Origin of the sequence: Streptomyces sp. NPDC126497 (assembly GCF_040302425.1) — a bacterium.
In the GTDB taxonomy this organism is placed as follows: domain Bacteria; phylum Actinomycetota; class Actinomycetes; order Streptomycetales; family Streptomycetaceae; genus Streptomyces.
The window spans coordinates 38,439-53,857 of sequence record NZ_JBEORT010000001.1 but is presented as its reverse complement, the minus strand read 5'-3'; the positions used below and the strand labels follow the sequence as shown (position 1 = coordinate 53,857).

Sequence of the window (15,419 nt, the reverse complement as noted above, 5' to 3'; positions counted from 1 at the left end):
CCACGTGCGCCGGATATGCCTGAGCCTGCCCACCGACCGGGAGTGCTCCGCGACCATCACCGCCGTCGGCGGGGAGGCCGCGTACGCCGCCCGGCACTTCGACGTCGAGGTGCACCTGCTGATCCTCGACTCCGCCGACGAGCGGACCCGCGAGGCCCACGCCCGGACGGTCGCCGCGCTCCCCGGGGCCGCGGGCGTCGTCGTGCACCACCTCGACGAGGCGGCCCAGCGGGACTTCCTGCGCGGCGCCGTCGACCGGGCCGCGCTCCCGGAGCCGGAGCGGGTCCTCGACCTCATGCTCCCGGACGCGCTCTCCTACGGCGCCTGCACCAACCGGGCGTTCCTCGTCGCGGCGGCGCTGGACTGCCGTTCGCTGCACCGGCGCGACTCCGACTGCGCCTACCAGGTCCTCGACGGCGAGCCCGTGTACCCCGTCCACCACGAGCTGACCTCCCTGGGCAGGCGCGCCGCCGAGGCCGCCGGCGGGGTGACGGAGGCGGCGCTCGACCCCGCGCTCGCCCACCGGCCCGTGTCGATGGTGGGCGCCTCCTTCATCGGGGAGCTCTCCGTCGACATCGGCGGTGTCCGGGAGCTCGACAAGGACGTGTACGAGGAGGTCGTCGCCCTGTGGGCACCCGGCCACTGGTCCGCCGAGCGGAAGCGGGAGCTGGTCGAGGAGTCCTTCAAGGGCGCCGGGACGCTGCCCTTCACCGGCGACCGCTCGACGCTGACGCTGGTCGACCCGATGCACGTCGACATGTCCAACATCGCCTTCGACCGGGACGTGTACGAGCGGCTGCCGCTGCCGCCCGCCACCGCGACCATCGGCAGCGACTACTTCCTCATCCACGCCGTGCACGACGCCGCGCTGCCCGGCGTCCTGCACAACCGGCACGTCGAGAACTTCTACACCGGGGAGCGCCGCACCCACGCCGGCTTCCTGGCGTACCAGAGGCGGTTCGTGAAGTTCCTGCTGTCGATGCTGTACCTGCACTACGTCTACGAGCGGATGGCCGACGCGGGCTCCGCGCTGCTGGACGAGGGCGGACGGCTGGACCCCGCGCCGTTCGCCGCGTTCCTCGCCGAGAGCGTGCGGCTGGACCGTGCGGAGAACGAGCGGCGGCTGGACACGGTCGCGGCGGCGTACGGCCGGCTGGGCGGGAAGTACGCCGAGTTCGCGCGCGGCATGACGGCGGACCGGGAGCGGCTGCTGGACGAGGCCGCGCTGGACACCGAGGACTTCGTGCTGCTGATCGGCGCCTGGGAGTCCCTCGTGCACGCGAGCCGGGGCGCGCTCCGGTGACCGCGGCCCTGCGCGCCGCCCTCGCGGCCGCCACCGAGGACGCGCTCGTCTACGACCTGGACGGGATCGCCGCCCGGTACGACGCGCTGACCGCGGAACTGCCGGGCGTGGACGTGCGGTTCGCGATGAAGGCGTGTCCCGTGGAGGAGGTCCTGGCCCGGCTGGCCGGCCGGGGCGCCGGTTTCGACGCGGCGAGCCCCGGGGAGATCACCCGGGCGCTGGCGACGGGCGTGCCCGCGCACCGGGTCCACTACGGCAACACCGTCAAGTCCGACCGGGACATCGCGCGGGCGTACCGGCTCGGTGTCCGGGACTTCGCCACGGACAGCGTGGAGGACGTGACGGCGCTGGCCGGACACGCCCCCGGCGCACGGGTGTTCTGCCGGCTGGCGACCAGCGGCGAGGGCGCCCTGTGGGGGCTGAGCCGGAAGTTCGGGTGCTCGGCTGACGACGCCGTACGGGTGCTGGAGCGCGCGCGGGACGCGGGGCTGGTCCCCGCCGGTCTCTCGGTGCACGTCGGGTCGCAGCAGATGACCGCCGGGGCGTGGCGGCAGGCCTTCGCGTCCCTCGCCGAGGTGCTCGCGGCGCTGCACGGCCGCGGGATCGTGCCGGACCACGTCAACCTCGGCGGCGGTCTGCCGGCGCTCGGTTACGCCGACCGCCGGGGCGAACGGCTGGACCCGCCGCTGGACAAGATCTTCGCCGTGCTCCGCGAGGGCATGGAGCGGCTGGCGTCCCTCTCCCCCCGTCCCCTGGGTTTCGTCGTCGAGCCGGGCCGCCACCTGGTGGCCGACCACGGCGCGGTCCGGGCGCACGTCTCCCGGCTGACGTCCCGCCGCGGGCCGGACGGGGAGCGGGAGCACTGGCTGTACCTGAGCTGCGGCAAGTTCAACGGGCTGTACGAGATGGACGAGGTGCGCCACCCGCTGGTCTTCCCGTCCCACCCGGACGCGGCCGGCGCGGACCTGGTGCCGGCCGTGGTCGCGGGCCCCACCTGCGACAGCGACGACGCCTACGCCGACGAGCACCGCCGGGTGCGGGTGCCCGGGGCGCTCGCGTCGGGCGATCCGGTCTGGGTGCTGTCGGCGGGCGCGTACGCCGTCAGCTACACCACCGAGGGCTTCAACGGCTTCGACCCGCTCCCCCGCGTCTGCGTGGGTGGTGACGGCCCGGACGTCCGCGTGCGCCCGGTCGCCGAGGACGACTGGCCGCGGATCGCCGCGCTGGAGGCCGGGGCGTACGCGTCGGCCTCGCTGTCCGAGGGCGTGGAGGCGCTCCGCTCGCGGGGCCGGGCCTCCCCGGCGACCTGCTTCGTCCTGGAGACCGGCGGCCGCGTCGCCGGCTACGCGCTCGCCCTGCCCTACCCGCGGCTGCGCTGCCCGGACCTGGCCCGGCCGGAGGAGCGGGCGTACGACTCCCGCAACCTGCACCTGCACGACCTCGTGATCGCGGACGACCTGCGCGGCAGAGGGCTGGGCAGCGGTCTGCTGCGGCACCTCACGGCGGTCGCGCGGCGGTCGTCGTACGAGCGGATCTCCCTGGTCGCCGTCGGCGGGACGGCGGGCTTCTGGGCCGGTCACGGCTACCGGCCCGAGCCGGGGGCCGAGCTCCACGGGGGGTACGGCGAGGGCGCCGTCTACATGTCCCGCCCGGTCCGTCACGACCGCTCCGGCGGTCCGGAAGAGGGGTCCTGACGTCCATGCTGCCCACCCTCGGCGACTTCCGCCGTGACCAACTGGCGGTCGCCCGCCTGTTCTTCTTCCTCGGCTTCCAGTACGCCACCTGGGCCTCCCGGCTGCCCGCCCTCAAGGACCGCTTCGGCCTGGGCGGGACGGAGGTGGGGCTGCTGCTGATGGCCGCCGGCGTCGGGGCGGCGGTCTCCTTCCCCCTGGTCGCCCCGCTGATGCGGCGGCTGGGCGCACGGCGGCTGGCGCTCTGGTCCGGGCTGGGCCTGGTGGCGGTGCTGCCGGTGCTGGCCGCGGCCGGCGGTTATCCGCTCGCCCTGCTGGTGATCTTCGTCGACGGGGTGGCCGTCGGCTGTCTGAACGTCGCCATGAACGCGCAGGGCGCCGCCCTGGAGTCCCACCACGGGCGGGCCGCGATGGCCCAGTTGCACGCGACCTTCAGCGGCGGCTCGCTCGGGGGCGCGCTGCTGGCCTCCGGGGTGAACACCGTGACGCACTCGGTGACCGCGCACTTCGCCGTGGCGGCGGCGCTGGGGGTGCTGCTGCTGGTCGGCTCCCGGCCCCGGGCGCTCACCGACGCCTCCGCCCCTCCCGCCGGGGAGCGGCCGGCGAAGGACGGGGGCAAGGGGCCGAAGGGCCTGACGGGCGCCTCGCGCACGGCGCTGTGGCTGGGCTGCGCGATGGTGTTCGGCACGGTCGTCGAGGGCGCCATGAACGACTGGTCGGCGCTCTACCTGACGGAGGAGACCGGGGCGTCGGGGCGGCTGGCGCCGCTGGGCATCGCCGTCGTCTCGGTGATGATGGTGCTGGCCCGGCTGCTGGGCGACGGCTGGCGCGGCCGGTGGGGCGACGCGCGCGTGGTGCGGGCGGGCAGCACGGTGGCCGGCGCCGGTCTCGCCCTCGCCCTGCTGACCGGCGGCACCTGGCCCGCGCTGGCCGGCTTCGCCTGCGTCGGCCTGGGCATGGCGACGGTGACCCCGTGCCTCTACGTCGCCGCCGCGGCAAAGGGCCCGGGCGCCCTCGCCCTGGTCGCCGCCCTGGGCACCACCGGCCTCCTGGCGGGCCCGGCCGTGATCGGTTTCGTCGCCGGCCGCACGGACCTGACGGCCGGCATGGCGGTGGTCGCGGCGTCCGCCGTGCTGGTGGCGGTGTGCTCGTGGCGGGTCCGCTTCGAGGAGCGGGAGGGCGAGCCGGTGCCCCGCTGAACCACCGGTGCCCCGCCGGACCGGGGAGGGCTCCCGCGCGGGACGTCCGTGCGGGAGCCCTCCGGCGGGCCCACGGGGCGGGCGGCGGGCCGGCGCCCGCCGCCGGGCGGGTCAGGGGCGCCAGCCGTACTGCGGCGGGACGCGCACGTCCCCGGCGAGCGCGCGGGCGGCGCGGCGGGCCCAGGTGGGCTCGCGCAGCAGCTGCCGGCCGATCAGGACCGCGTCGGCCTCGCCGTCGGCGAGGATCTTCTCGGCCTGCTCCGGGTCGGTGATCTCACCCACCGCCGCCACCGGCATCTCCGTCTCGCGCCGCACCCGGGCGGCGAAGGGCACCTGGTAGCCGGGGCCGACCGGGATGGTCACGCCGGCCGCGTTGCCGCCGGTGGAGACGTCCATCAGGTCCACGCCGCGCCCGGTCAGGATCCGGGCGAGGGCGACGGTGTCGTCCGGCGTCCAGCCGTCCTGCTCCAGCCAGTCGGTGGCGGAGACCCGGAAGAACAGCGGGAGCTCCTCGGGCCACACCTCGCGCACGGCGTCCACCACCTCGACGGCCAGGCGGACGCGGTTCTCGAACGGTCCCCCGTAGGAGTCGGTGCGCCTGTTGCTGTGCGGGGAGAGGAAGTTGCCGATCAGGTAGCCGTGCGCGCCGTGGACCTCGACCACCCGGAAGCCGGCCTCCAGGGCCAGCCGGGCCGAGGCGCGGAAGGCGTCGACGACCTCACCGATCTGCTCCACGCCCAGCTCCTCCGGGACGTGCAGGCCGGGGTAGGGCACCGCGCTGGGGCCGACGGGCGTCCAGCCGTGCTCGTCCGGGCCCACCGGGCGGCCGCCCTCCCACGGCCGGCCGGCGGAGGCCTTGCGGCCGGCGTGGGCGAGCTGGATGCCGGGGACGGTGCCCTGCTCCTCGAGGAAGCCGGTGATGCGCTTCAGCGCCCCGGCCTGCTCCTCGTTCCACAGTCCCAGGTCGTGCGGGGAGATGCGGCCCTCGGGGACGACACCGGTGGCCTCCAGGAGGATCAGTCCGGTGCCGCCCGCGGCGCGCGAGGCGTAGTGCTGGAAGTGCCAGTCCGTGGCCACGCCCCGCGCGTCCCCGTCCGGGGCGGCGGAGTACATGCACATCGGGGACATCCACACGCGGTTGGGGACGGTCACGGACCGCAGGGTGTACGGCTCGAACAGGGCGCTCACGGAGATCTCCCGTCGATGGGAAGGAAGGGGGCGGCGGGCACGGCCGCGCACTGCGGCGGGCACGGCCGGCGTTTCGCCTCGTACGGTAACCCTCGTAGTACGTCGCTCGTCAAATTACGAAGGTCCTCGTACAATGAGGAGTTCCCCACGGCCTCCCCCGGAGGCCCTCACCGTCCCTCGTGGAGCCGATCAGCCATGCCCCGCACGCCGCAGGCCGCAAACGGCGCCCGCCCCTCGCCGGGACGGGAGCTGGCCCACCCGGACCGGGACGACATCACCCTCACGGCCGTCCTGCACGCCCTCGCCGACCCGATGCGCCTGCGCGTCGTCCGCGAGCTGGCCGAGGACGGCGGCGAACTGTCCTGCACCGACATCGAGCTGCCGGTCACCAAGTCGACGTGCACCCACCACTACCGGGTGCTGCGCGAGAGCGGCGTGCTGCGCCAGGTCTACCGGGGCACCGCCAAGATGAACCGGCTGCGGCGCGAGGACCTGGACGCCCGCTTCCCCGGCCTGCTCGACACCGTCCTCACCGCCGCGCGCGGCACCCCCGGCTCCTGAGGCGCCGGCGGCCCGGACGTCCGCCCGCGGCGGGGGCCCGGACCCGCCCGGCCTCCGTCACCCCTCCTCCGGGCCGGCCTTGAACAGGCGGGCCGACTTGTCCTCCTGGGCGAGGCGGCGCATGGCCAGCAGGGCCGGTTCCAGGAGGACCGAGACCAGGACCGCGCGTTCGGCCAGTTCCAGTACGCCGGACACGCCGTCCATCTGCCGGATGTCCAGCTCCGAGATGCGGTCCACCAGCCGCGCGTAGGGGAGCAGGGACCGCCAGTCGATGCCCGCGTCCATGCCCGACAGGGCGTCCAGGACCTCACCGAGGCTCCGGATGGCGGCGGTGTCGGAGTACACCTCCCAGCCCATCGCGGCGACCAGTTCGCGCGCGTCGGTGACGCCGCCCGTCTCCTCGCCCGCCTCCCGCCGCTCCCGTTCCCGCGCCTGCTTCTGCCGCCGGGTGGCGGGGCGGGCGTCGGTCACGATGCCGAAGATCTGGTGCAGATCGCCGTCCTGTTCCATGACGGCGCCCAGGATCTCCTTCACCGCCCCCACCGGCAGCCCCCGTACGCCGACCAGCGTGCGGACGAGACGCAGGCGGCGCAGGTGCTCCTCCCCGTAGTCGGCCTGGTTGGCGGCCGTCGCCCGGCCCGGGGGCAGCAGACCGTCCCGCAGGTAGTACTTGATCGTGGGGATGGGCACGCCGCTGCGGCGGCTGAGTTCCGAGATCTTCACAGGGCCTCACTCGCTCACTGGTACTCACTGGATAACAGATAGCGGATCGCACTACTATCCATTGCGGGGTGGGCCGGCCGGCGCACCCCTCCCACCCGACGGGGGTTTTGTCATGATCACTTCCAAAAAGCCGTTATGGTCGGTCATCCTCGCATGCAGTCTGCCGATGTTCATGGTCGCGCTCGACAACCTGGTGGTGACGACCGCGCTGCGGGCCATGGCCGTCGACCTCGACGCGTCCACCGAGGACCTGCAGTGGTTCGTCAACGCCTACGTCCTCAGCTTCGCCTGTCTGCTGCTGACCGGGGCGGCGCTGGGCGACCGGTTCGGCCGGCGCCGGGTCTTCGTGGCCGGCATCGTGGTGTTCACCCTGGCCTCGGCCGGCTGCGGTCTCGCCGACGGCAGCGGACAGCTCATCCTCATGCGGGCGTTGCAGGGGCTGGGCGCGGCGGCCGTGATGCCGCTGTCGCTGACGCTGCTCGCGGAGGAGGTGCCGGACGGGAAGCGCAACCTGGCCCTCGGGCTGTGGTCCGCGGTCAGCGGCACGGCCGTGGCGTTCGGGCCCGTGGTGGGTGGCGCGGTGGTCGACGGCCTGGACTGGCAGTGGATCTTCTGGATCAACGTCCCGGTGTGCCTGGTGGCGGTCCCGCTGGCGCTGTCCGTGCTCCGGGAGAGCTCCCTGGCCGGCACCCGGCTCGACCTGCCCGGCATGCTCCTCGCCACGGCGGGAATCCTCGCGGTCGTCTGGGCGATCGTGAACGGCGGGGAGGAGGGGTGGGGTTCGGGCCCCGTCCGGACGGCGTTCGCCGGCGGAGCCGTCCTGCTGGCCCTGTTCGCGCTGTGGGAGCGCCGGGCGGCCCAGCCGCTGCTCCCACTCTCCTTCTACCGCGAGCGGGCCTTCGTCCTCTCCAACCTGGTCTCCGCGGGCATGTACTTCGGCGTCTTCGGGTCGATCTTCCTGCTGGCACAGTTCTTCCAGGTCGCACCGGTCCGGACCCCGCTGGAGGCCGGTGTGCTCACGCTGGCCTGGACCCTGATGCCGATGTTCGTCGCGCCGGTCGCCGGGGCCCTGACCGACCGGGTGGGCGGCGGACGGCTGATGGCGCTCGGCCTCTTCCTCCAGGCGGCCGGACTGGCCTGGATCAACCTGGTGGCCACGTCGGACACCCCGTACGCGCGCCTGGCCGGCGCCATGGTCGTCGCGGGCGTCGGCATGGGCCTGGTCTTCGCACCGACGGCGGCGGTGGTGCTGGGCGCGGTCGGACCTCGGCACCGCGGGAAGGCCTCCGGCGCCAACAGCACCGTCCGCGAGATCGGGGGCGCCCTCGGCACGGCCGTCCTGAGCAGCGTCTTCATGCGCCACGGCGACGACCGCACCGCCCAGGGATTCGTGGACGGCATGAAGCCCGGCATCTGGATCGGCGTCGCCGTGGTCCTCGCGGGCGCCCTGTGCGCCCTCGCGATCCCCCGCCCCGCCGCCGGCGCGCCGGCCCCCGCGCCCGAGGACCGCGAACCCGAGCGGACCCCCAGCCCGACACTTCCCTGAACCTCGGGCTCCGGGAGCGACACATCGCTCCCGGAGCCCGAGACGCGGGGGATCCGCCGCTGGACGTCCCGGCGGCCACCGACGGCCAGGACCCGTACGACCGACCGGCCGTCCTCGACGGTGCGGACGACGCGGCGATCGCCGACTCCCAGCCTCCACCGGGCGTCGGTCCCCCGCAGCACCCCGACGTCGAACGCGTGGCGCCGCCCGCCCCGTCCGGTCAGAACGGGATCTCGAAGTGGACGGTGGACACGCCCGGGCCGTGTTCGCCGGTGGTGCGGGCGTCGAAGACCTCCTTGGCGATGCCGCGCCAGAAGGCCTCCGCGCCCTCCACCCGCGTGTTGGTGTGGAGGTAGAGGCAGTCGTAGCCGGGGGTGCGCGCGACGAAGTCGCGGGCCGCCCCGACCAGGGTGCGCGCCAGGCCCCGGCGCCGGTGTTCCGGGCGGACGTAGACGCGGGCCAGCTGGGCGGTGGTGCCGGACGGGTAGCGCTCGGCCAGCCAGCGGGGGTGCGGCGGGTGGGCCGGGCCCGTCGAGTGCACGCCGGTGGTGGCGACCACCTCGCCGTCGTGGAGGGCCACCAGCAGGACGTGGCGGGGGTCGTCGAGGTACGTGCCCTTCAGGTCCGTGACGTCCCGGTGCCAGCGGGGCACGTAGCCGTAGCCGAACTCCCTGTAGAACGTGTCGAGCATGACGGCGCGGGCGCCGTCGGTGTCCGCGGGGGTCGCGGGGCGCACGGTGTATCCGGCGGGCGCGGTCCGGCTCATCGGCGAGTCCTTCCGTATCGGGGGCTTCACGATACCTGACAATGAAAATGATTACCGATATCGTGTGGACCCGTCACGGCCCCGCCGTCGGGGCCGTGTCGTAGCCGTACGCGACGACACGAAAAGGGGAACCGTGGCTCATCTGCTGGTGGTCGAGAGCTGGGTCGGATCGATGAGCAGGCTGCTGCCGCGGGCGATCCGGGAGGGCGGACACGAGTTCACCTTCCTCACCCGCGACCTGCACCACTACCTGCGCCCGGCGCCCGAGGGCACGGCCCACCCGCTGCTCGGGGCACGCAACGTGATCACCGCGGACACCAACGACACCGAGGCCCTGCCCTCCGAAGTGGAGCGGCTGCACGCCGCGCTGGGCTTCGACGGGGTGATCACGTCGTGCGACTACTACCTGCCGGTGGTGGCGCGCACGGCCGCCCGGCTCGGGCTGCCCGGACCGGCTCCCGAGGCGGTCGAGGCCGCCTGCCGCAAGGACGCCACCCGCCGGGTGCTGGCCGGGGCCGGCGTGCCCGGACCGCGGTTCGCGGTGCACGAGGAGTGGGACGGACTCGCCCGGGCGGCGCGGGGGATCGGCTACCCGCTGGTGGTCAAGCCCGTCGACCTGTGCGCCGGCATGTACGTGCGGCGGGTGGACGACGAGGAGCAGCTCGCCGCCGCCGTCAAGGCGCTGGCCGGCTTCCCGGTCAACGCCCGCGGGCAGCGGCGGGTGCCCGCCGTGCTGCTCGAAGAGCTGCTGGACGGCCCTGAGGTGAGCGTCGAGACGGTGTCGCACGCGGGCGCGGTGCACGTCGTCGGCGTGACCGACAAGAGCGTCGGCGGGGCGCCCGCGTTCATCGAGACCGGCCACATGTTCCCCGCCGCCCTGCCCGCCGCGGACGCCGAGGCCGCCGGACGGACCGCGCTCGCCGCGCTCGAGGCGCTCGGGCTGACGGACGGCGTGGTGGCGCACACCGAGATCAAGCTGACCCCGGCCGGGCCGCGCGTGGTCGAGGTCAACCCGCGGCCCGCCGGGAACCGCATCACCGAGCTGGTACGGCACGTCACCGGCCTCGACCTCGCCGCCGCCTTCGTGGACGTCTGCCTGGGCCGCGCCCCCGACCTGCGGCGCACGGAGACCGGGCTGCGCAGCGCCGCCGTCGGCTTCCTCGTGCCGGGGACCACGGGCACGCTCGAGGCGCTGGACGGCGGCCGGGTGCGGACCGCGCCGGACGTGCTGGAGGTGGACCTCGCCGAGCCGGGACGGCGGGTGAGGACGGCGGTCAGCAACAACGAGTACCTGGGGCACGTGATGGCGGGTGACCCGGTCGGCACCGGCGCCCGCGCCCGGGTCGAGTCGCTGCTCGACGAGGTGCGGTCCGGGCTGGTGATCCGATGAGCCCCGACGCCCCGGCGTCCGCCGGCACGGCGACGGCGTACGGCGAACTCCTCGCCCTGGCCCGCACCGGCGCACTCGGCCCGGACCCGGCCGGACTGCGGATCTCCGTGGCCTTCACCACCCGGCAGGCCGTGCGGCACGAGGGACGCGGCACCGGCTACCGCAACGAGGTGCTCAGCCTGCGCCTGGCCGAGGCCGTCGGCAGCTGCGCGGTCGAACCCGGCGCGCTGCCCGACGGCGCGGTGGAGGACTGCGTCGGCGCGGACGTGGCCCGGCTGCTGGCGCATCCGCTGCCGCCGGTGCGGGTCGCCGCGCTCGACGCGTACCTGATGCACCTCACCCCGCACACCCCGGAGAACGGGGCGCGGCCCGTCGCCCTGCCGGCCGGGACGTCACTGGAGAAGTCCCGGGTCCGGGCCGAGGCCGTCGCCGGACTGCTCGTGCTGCCGCCCGGGGCGACGGTGCTCGTGGTCGGCGTGGTCAACTCCCTCCTGGAGGCCCTGCGTTCACGAGGACTGCGCTACGTCCCGTGCGACCTCAAGGGCGGTGTCACCGAGTGGGGCGAGCCGGTCGTCACCGACGCGCTCGCCGCGGCCGGCCGGTGCGACGCGCTGCTGGTGTCCGGGATGACCCTGGGCAACGGGACCTTCGAACCGCTGCGGGAGCACGCGCTGCGGCGGGACAAGCAGCTGGTGGTGTTCGCCCAGACCGGCAGCGCCGTGCTCCCGCGCCTCCTGGGACACGGGGTGAGCGCGGTGTGCGCGGAGCCGTACCCCTTCTTCTGGCTGGACGGCGGCCCCGGCACCGTCCACCGCTACCGCGCCGGCCGTCCGGGAGGCGCCCGGTGACCACCACCGCCGCCGTACGGCCCGCCGCCCGCCCGGAACTGCTCACCCTGCTCGGTCGCACCCCTCTCGTCCGCATCACCGCCGACCTGCCCGGTCCGCACCCCGGCTTCTGGGCCAAGCTCGAAGGGCTCGCCGCGGGCGGGATGAAGGCGCGGGCCGCCGTGTCGATGCTCAGGGGCGCCCGCGAGCGCGGTGAGCTGCGGCCCGGCGCCCCGGTGGTGGAGTCCACCTCCGGCACCCTCGGCATCGGGCTCGCCTTCGCCGGACAGGCCCTCGGGCATCCCGTCGTCCTGGTCGGCGACAGCGAACTGGAGGCGTCCATGCGGCAGTTATTGCGCTCGTACGGGGTGCGGCTGGAGATCGTGGACCGGCCCGCGCCCCGGGGCGGCTGGCAGGCCGCACGCCTCGCCCGGCTGCGCGCGCTGCTCGCCGTGCTGCCCGGCGCCTACTGGCCCGACCAGTACAACAACCCGGACAACACGGCCGGTTACGCCTCGCTGGCCGCCGAACTCGCCGAGCGGCTGGACCACGTGGACGTCCTGGTGTGCAGTGTGGGCACCGGCGGGCACAGCGCCGGCGTCATCGGGCCGCTGCGCCGGCACTGGCCCGCGCTGCGGCTGATCGGCGTCGACTCCACCGGCTCCACCATCTTCGGCCAGCCCGCCCGGCCCCGGCTGATGCGCGGCCTCGGCAGCAGCATCCATCCGCGCAACGTCGCCTACGACGCCTTCGACGAGGTGCACTGGGTGGGCCCCGCCGAGGCCGTGGACAGCTGTCGCCGGCTGGCCCGGGGCAGTTTCGTCAGCGGCGGCTGGAGCACCGGCGCGGTCGCCCGCGTCGCCGCCTGGGCGGCCCGGGTCCACCCCGGCGCGGTCGTCGCCACCGTCTTCCCCGACGGGCCGCACCGCTACCTCTCCACCGTCTACGACGACGACTTCACCACCGCCCACGGCGTCGACCCGGCCGCCGCGGCCATCCGTCCCGTGGAGATCCCGCACCCCTACGCGGCCGAGGCCACCGGCTGGACGCGGTGCACCCGCGTCACCGACCCGCTCACGCGCCCGCGGGAGAACAGGTGAGGACCGGCCTGCGCACCGTGCGCCTGGAACTCACCGAACCGCTGCGGATATCCCGTTCGACGATGTCCGCCCGTGACGCCGTGTGGCTGGGCGTCGAGCACGAGGGCGTGACCGGTCACGGCGAGGCCGTCAGCAGCGTCTACTACCGGCTCGACGCCGAGGCCCTCGGGCGCCACCTCGCCGCCGCGGGTGCGCGGCTGGCCCGCTTCCCCGACCCCGAGACCGCCCTGGAGGCCCTGCGCACGGGCGAGCCGTCGGCCGACGGCACTCCCCCGGCGGTGACCGCCGCCGTCGACGCGGCCCTGCTGGACCTCGTCGGCAAGCGCGCGGGCAGGCCCGTCCACCGGCTGCTGGGCGCCGCGGACGCCCCGGTCGCGGCCACCGCCCGCACCCTCGGCATCACCTCCCCCGCACACGCGGCGGCGCAGGCCCGCTCCCTCGCGGCGCGCGGCTTCGAGGTGCTCAAGGTGAAGGCGGGGGCGGCCGACCCCGAGGAGGACGTCGAGCGCGTACGGGCCGTCCGGGACGCCGCGCCGGGCGCGCGGCTGCTGCTCGACCCCAACGGCGCCTGGACCGCGCGGCAGGCGCGGGCGCTGCTGCCCCGGTTCGCCGCACTCGGCGTCGAGGCCGTCGAACAGCCCCTCGCCCCCGGTGACCCGGAGGCCCTGGCGGCGCTGGCCGAGCGGTCACCGCTGCCGGTCGTCGCCGACGAGGACGCCGTGGACCTTCAGGACGTGCGCCGCCTGGCCGGGCGCGTCCACGGCGTCAACGTCAAGCTCGCCAAGTGCGGCGGGGTGCACGCGGCCCTGCGCGTCGCCGAGCTGGTCGAGGGCAGCGGCACGGAGCTGATGCTGGGCTGCCTGGCCGCCAGCACGCTGGGGCTGGCGCCCGCCGTGCACCTCGCCGACCGGGCCCGCTGGGCCGACCTGGACGGGCACCTGCTGCTCGCCCACGACCCGTGGACCGGCATCGGCGGCGAGGACGGCCGGGTGCGGGCGAGCGGCCGGCCGGGGCTGGGCGTCGAGCCGCGGGACGGGGCGCCGTGAAGACCTGGCACGAGATACGCCGCTTCCCGCCCGCCGTCCGGCTCCTGCTGGTCAACCAGCTCGGCGTCAACACCGGCTTCTACCTCCTCGTCCCCTACCTCGCCACCCACCTCACCGAGAACCTGGGCCTGTCGGCCGCCGTCGTCGGCGTCGTCCTCGGGGTCAGGAACCTCAGCCAGCAGGGCCTGTTCGTCGTCGGCGGCTCCGCCTCCGACCGGCTCGGCGCGCGGGGCGTCATCATCGCCGGCTGCGCCCTGCGCACCGCGGGCTTCGCACTGTTCGCGCTCGGCGACCACTTGGCCGTCCTGCTCGCCGCGTCCGTCCTCAGCGGGTTCGCGGGCGCGCTGTTCAACCCCGCCGTCCGCGCCTACCTCGCTCAGGAGGCCGAGGAGCGCAGGGCCGAGGCGTTCGCCCTGTTCAACGTGTTCGCCACCACCGGGGCGCTGATCGGGCCGCTGCTGGGCGGCGCGCTGCTGCTGGTGGACTTCCGTACGTCGGCGCTGACCGCCGCCGGGATCTTCGCGGTCCTGACGGTCGCGCAGGCCCTGGTGCTGCCCGCCCGGCGGGTCGAGCCGAGCGGGGGCGGGGTGCTCGCCGACTGGCGGGAGGTGCTCGGCAACCGCGCCTTCCTGGCCTTCGCGCTCGCCATGGCCGGCCTGTTCACCCTGGAGAGCCAGCTGTACCTGCTGCTGCCCGACGGGGCACGGCGGGCCACCGGCTGGGACGGGGCCGCCGGTCTCGTCTTCGTCGTCGGCGCCGTCGCGGGCCTCCTGCTCCAGCTGCGCCTGACCCGCGCGCTGGAGCGGTGCGGGGACCGGGCCCGCTGGATCGCGGTGGGGCTGGGGCTCATGGCGCTGGCCTTCCTGCCGCCCGCCCTGGCCACCACGGCGTCCGGCGGCCCGGACGGCGCGGCCGGCGCGGCGCTGCGGGTGCTGCCCGTGCTGGCGGGCGCCCTGCTGCTGTACCTCGGGGTGATGGTCGCCCAGCCGTTCGTGATGGACCTGGTCCCCACCTTCGGCCGCCCCGGACTGACCGGCACCCACTTCGGGATCTTCTACGTCGTCTCGGGCGTCGCCGCCGCGGTCGGCAACGCGGTCGTCGGCTGGGCGATGGACACCGGACGGGACGGCGGTGCCGCGTGGCTGCCGTGGGCGTGCTGCGCGCTGGCCGGGCTCGCCTCCGCGCTCGGCGTCGTACGGCTGCGCCGGCGGGGATCGCTGCCCGCGCCGCCGGAACAGCCCGCCGTACCCGCTCCCGCCCGAGGAAGGACCCCGGCATGACGGACAACCTGCTCACCGACAACCCCGCGCTCTACGAGGCCCGCTTCCCCGACCCCGGCCGGCTGGCCGGACGCTGGGCGGAGGACTGCCTGCGCCGGCACGGGGCGGGGAAGCGGGTGCTGGACATGGGCTGCGGCACCGGACGCGACGCCGCGTGGCTGTGCGACGCAGGCCGCGAGGTGACCGGCGCGGACCTCTCCGAGGCGATGCTCGCGCACGCCCGCGACCACCATCCGGGACCCGCGTACGTCCGTGCCGACCTGTACGGATTCGACCTGGGGCACGGGGTGTTCGACGCCGTGGTGTGCCTGGACAGCGCCCTGCTGTACTGCCACACCAACGATCAGCTCGACGGCTTCCTGTCCTCCTGCCGCCGCGCCCTGGCACCGGGCGGCCTGCTCGTCGCGGAGATGCGCAACGGCGCGTACTTCCTCGGCCGCACCGACCTGCTCGATGCGCCCAAGGCCGACGAGTTCACCTGGCAGGGCACCGTCCACCGGTCCGTCACCACCCTCACGGTGGACCGTACGGACCAACTGCTGCGCCGCCGGCGCGTATGGACCGCGGACGACGGGTCGGCACCCGTCGAGCAGCGGTCCGCGTGGCGGCTGCTGTTCCCGCAGGAGCTGCGCCACCTGCTGACCGCGCACGGCTACGAGGTCCTGGAACTCCACGACGGACCGGGCCCGCGCACCGAGCCGCCCTGGCAGGAGGGCCTGCTCCCCGGCCGCACCACCGACGCCGACCGGCTGCACGTGGTGGCCCGCCCCACCGGCACGACCACACACTGAGGAACCCC

General features: G+C 75.2%; 14 protein-coding genes and 1 pseudogene. 12 read left to right on the top strand and 3 right to left on the bottom strand.

Going from position 1 to position 15,419, the window contains the following annotated elements; genetic code table 11:
• The first annotated feature begins 4 nt into the window (after positions 1–4).
• The 4 genes and pseudogenes from ABTY20_RS00225 (at position 5) to ABTY20_RS00210 (ending at position 4,193) form a co-directional block, all read left to right on the top strand.
• Complete coding sequence (locus ABTY20_RS00225; RefSeq protein ID WP_351994744.1) at positions 5–1,303, top strand: DUF6271 family protein; 1,299 nt, start codon at positions 5–7, stop codon at positions 1,301–1,303.
• Positions 1,261–2,463 (top strand): annotated as a pseudogene (locus ABTY20_RS00220) (type III PLP-dependent enzyme); the annotation flags it as partial. The gene ABTY20_RS00225 and the pseudogene ABTY20_RS00220, both read left to right, overlap by 43 nt.
• On the top strand, positions 2,458–2,997 hold the full coding sequence (locus ABTY20_RS00215) for a GNAT family N-acetyltransferase (RefSeq protein ID WP_351994910.1): 540 nt from the start codon (positions 2,458–2,460) through the stop codon (positions 2,995–2,997). The pseudogene ABTY20_RS00220 and the gene ABTY20_RS00215, both read left to right, overlap by 6 nt.
• A 5-nt stretch (positions 2,998–3,002) precedes the next feature.
• Complete coding sequence (locus tag ABTY20_RS00210; protein ID WP_351994743.1) at positions 3,003–4,193, top strand: MFS transporter; 1,191 nt, start codon at positions 3,003–3,005, stop codon at positions 4,191–4,193.
• A 111-nt stretch (positions 4,194–4,304) separates the two neighbouring features.
• Here the strand turns inward: ABTY20_RS00210 and ABTY20_RS00205 are convergent, their stop codons facing one another.
• Complete coding sequence (locus ABTY20_RS00205; RefSeq protein ID WP_351994742.1) at positions 4,305–5,381, bottom strand: NADH:flavin oxidoreductase/NADH oxidase; 1,077 nt, start codon at positions 5,379–5,381, stop codon at positions 4,305–4,307.
• Between the two features lie 195 nt (positions 5,382–5,576).
• Between ABTY20_RS00205 and ABTY20_RS00200 the strand changes: the two genes are divergently transcribed.
• Positions 5,577–5,942 (top strand): ArsR/SmtB family transcription factor, encoded by a 366-nt coding sequence (locus tag ABTY20_RS00200; RefSeq protein WP_351994741.1) that lies wholly within the window; start codon positions 5,577–5,579, stop codon positions 5,940–5,942.
• A gap of 57 nt (positions 5,943–5,999) precedes the next feature.
• Here ABTY20_RS00200 and ABTY20_RS00195 read toward each other — a convergent pair whose 3' ends face one another.
• Positions 6,000–6,665, bottom strand: coding sequence for a MerR family transcriptional regulator (locus ABTY20_RS00195; protein ID WP_351994740.1), 666 nt, complete (start codon positions 6,663–6,665; stop codon positions 6,000–6,002).
• Positions 6,666–6,777: 112 nt separating this feature from the next.
• On the opposite strand from ABTY20_RS00195, the gene ABTY20_RS00190 reads away from it, so the two are divergent.
• A complete protein-coding gene (locus tag ABTY20_RS00190; protein WP_351994739.1) occupies positions 6,778–8,211 on the top strand; it encodes an MFS transporter in 1,434 nt (477 codons plus the stop codon).
• A 220-nt stretch (positions 8,212–8,431) separates the two neighbouring features.
• On the opposite strand, the gene ABTY20_RS00185 is transcribed toward ABTY20_RS00190, so the two are convergent.
• Positions 8,432–8,977, bottom strand: coding sequence for a GNAT family N-acetyltransferase (locus tag ABTY20_RS00185; RefSeq protein ID WP_351994738.1), 546 nt, complete (start codon positions 8,975–8,977; stop codon positions 8,432–8,434).
• A gap of 133 nt (positions 8,978–9,110) precedes the next feature.
• Here ABTY20_RS00185 and ABTY20_RS00180 point away from each other — a divergent pair, with 133 nt between their 5' ends.
• The 6 genes from ABTY20_RS00180 to ABTY20_RS00155 are packed head-to-tail and all read left to right on the top strand — an operon-like array spanning position 9,111 to position 15,411.
• Entirely contained in the window at positions 9,111–10,367 is a 1,257-nt protein-coding gene (locus ABTY20_RS00180) for an ATP-grasp domain-containing protein (protein WP_351994737.1), read from the top strand.
• Entirely contained in the window at positions 10,364–11,215 is an 852-nt protein-coding gene (locus tag ABTY20_RS00175) for a Rossmann-like domain-containing protein (RefSeq protein WP_351994736.1), read from the top strand. Before ABTY20_RS00180 ends, ABTY20_RS00175 begins: the two co-directional genes overlap by 4 nt.
• Positions 11,212–12,294 (top strand): PLP-dependent cysteine synthase family protein, encoded by a 1,083-nt coding sequence (locus ABTY20_RS00170; RefSeq protein WP_351994735.1) that lies wholly within the window; start codon positions 11,212–11,214, stop codon positions 12,292–12,294. The genes ABTY20_RS00175 and ABTY20_RS00170 overlap by 4 nt, the downstream gene beginning before the upstream one ends.
• A complete protein-coding gene (locus ABTY20_RS00165; RefSeq protein WP_351994734.1) occupies positions 12,291–13,340 on the top strand; it encodes a mandelate racemase/muconate lactonizing enzyme family protein in 1,050 nt (349 codons plus the stop codon). Before ABTY20_RS00170 ends, ABTY20_RS00165 begins: the two co-directional genes overlap by 4 nt.
• The gene (locus ABTY20_RS00160; protein WP_351994733.1) at positions 13,337–14,620 is read left to right on the top strand and encodes an MFS transporter; all 1,284 of its coding nucleotides are present in this window, start codon (positions 13,337–13,339) and stop codon (positions 14,618–14,620) included. The genes ABTY20_RS00165 and ABTY20_RS00160 overlap by 4 nt, the downstream gene beginning before the upstream one ends.
• Positions 14,617–15,411 (top strand): class I SAM-dependent methyltransferase, encoded by a 795-nt coding sequence (locus ABTY20_RS00155; protein WP_351994732.1) that lies wholly within the window; start codon positions 14,617–14,619, stop codon positions 15,409–15,411. The genes ABTY20_RS00160 and ABTY20_RS00155 overlap by 4 nt, the downstream gene beginning before the upstream one ends.
• Positions 15,412–15,419: the final 8 nt, after the last annotated feature.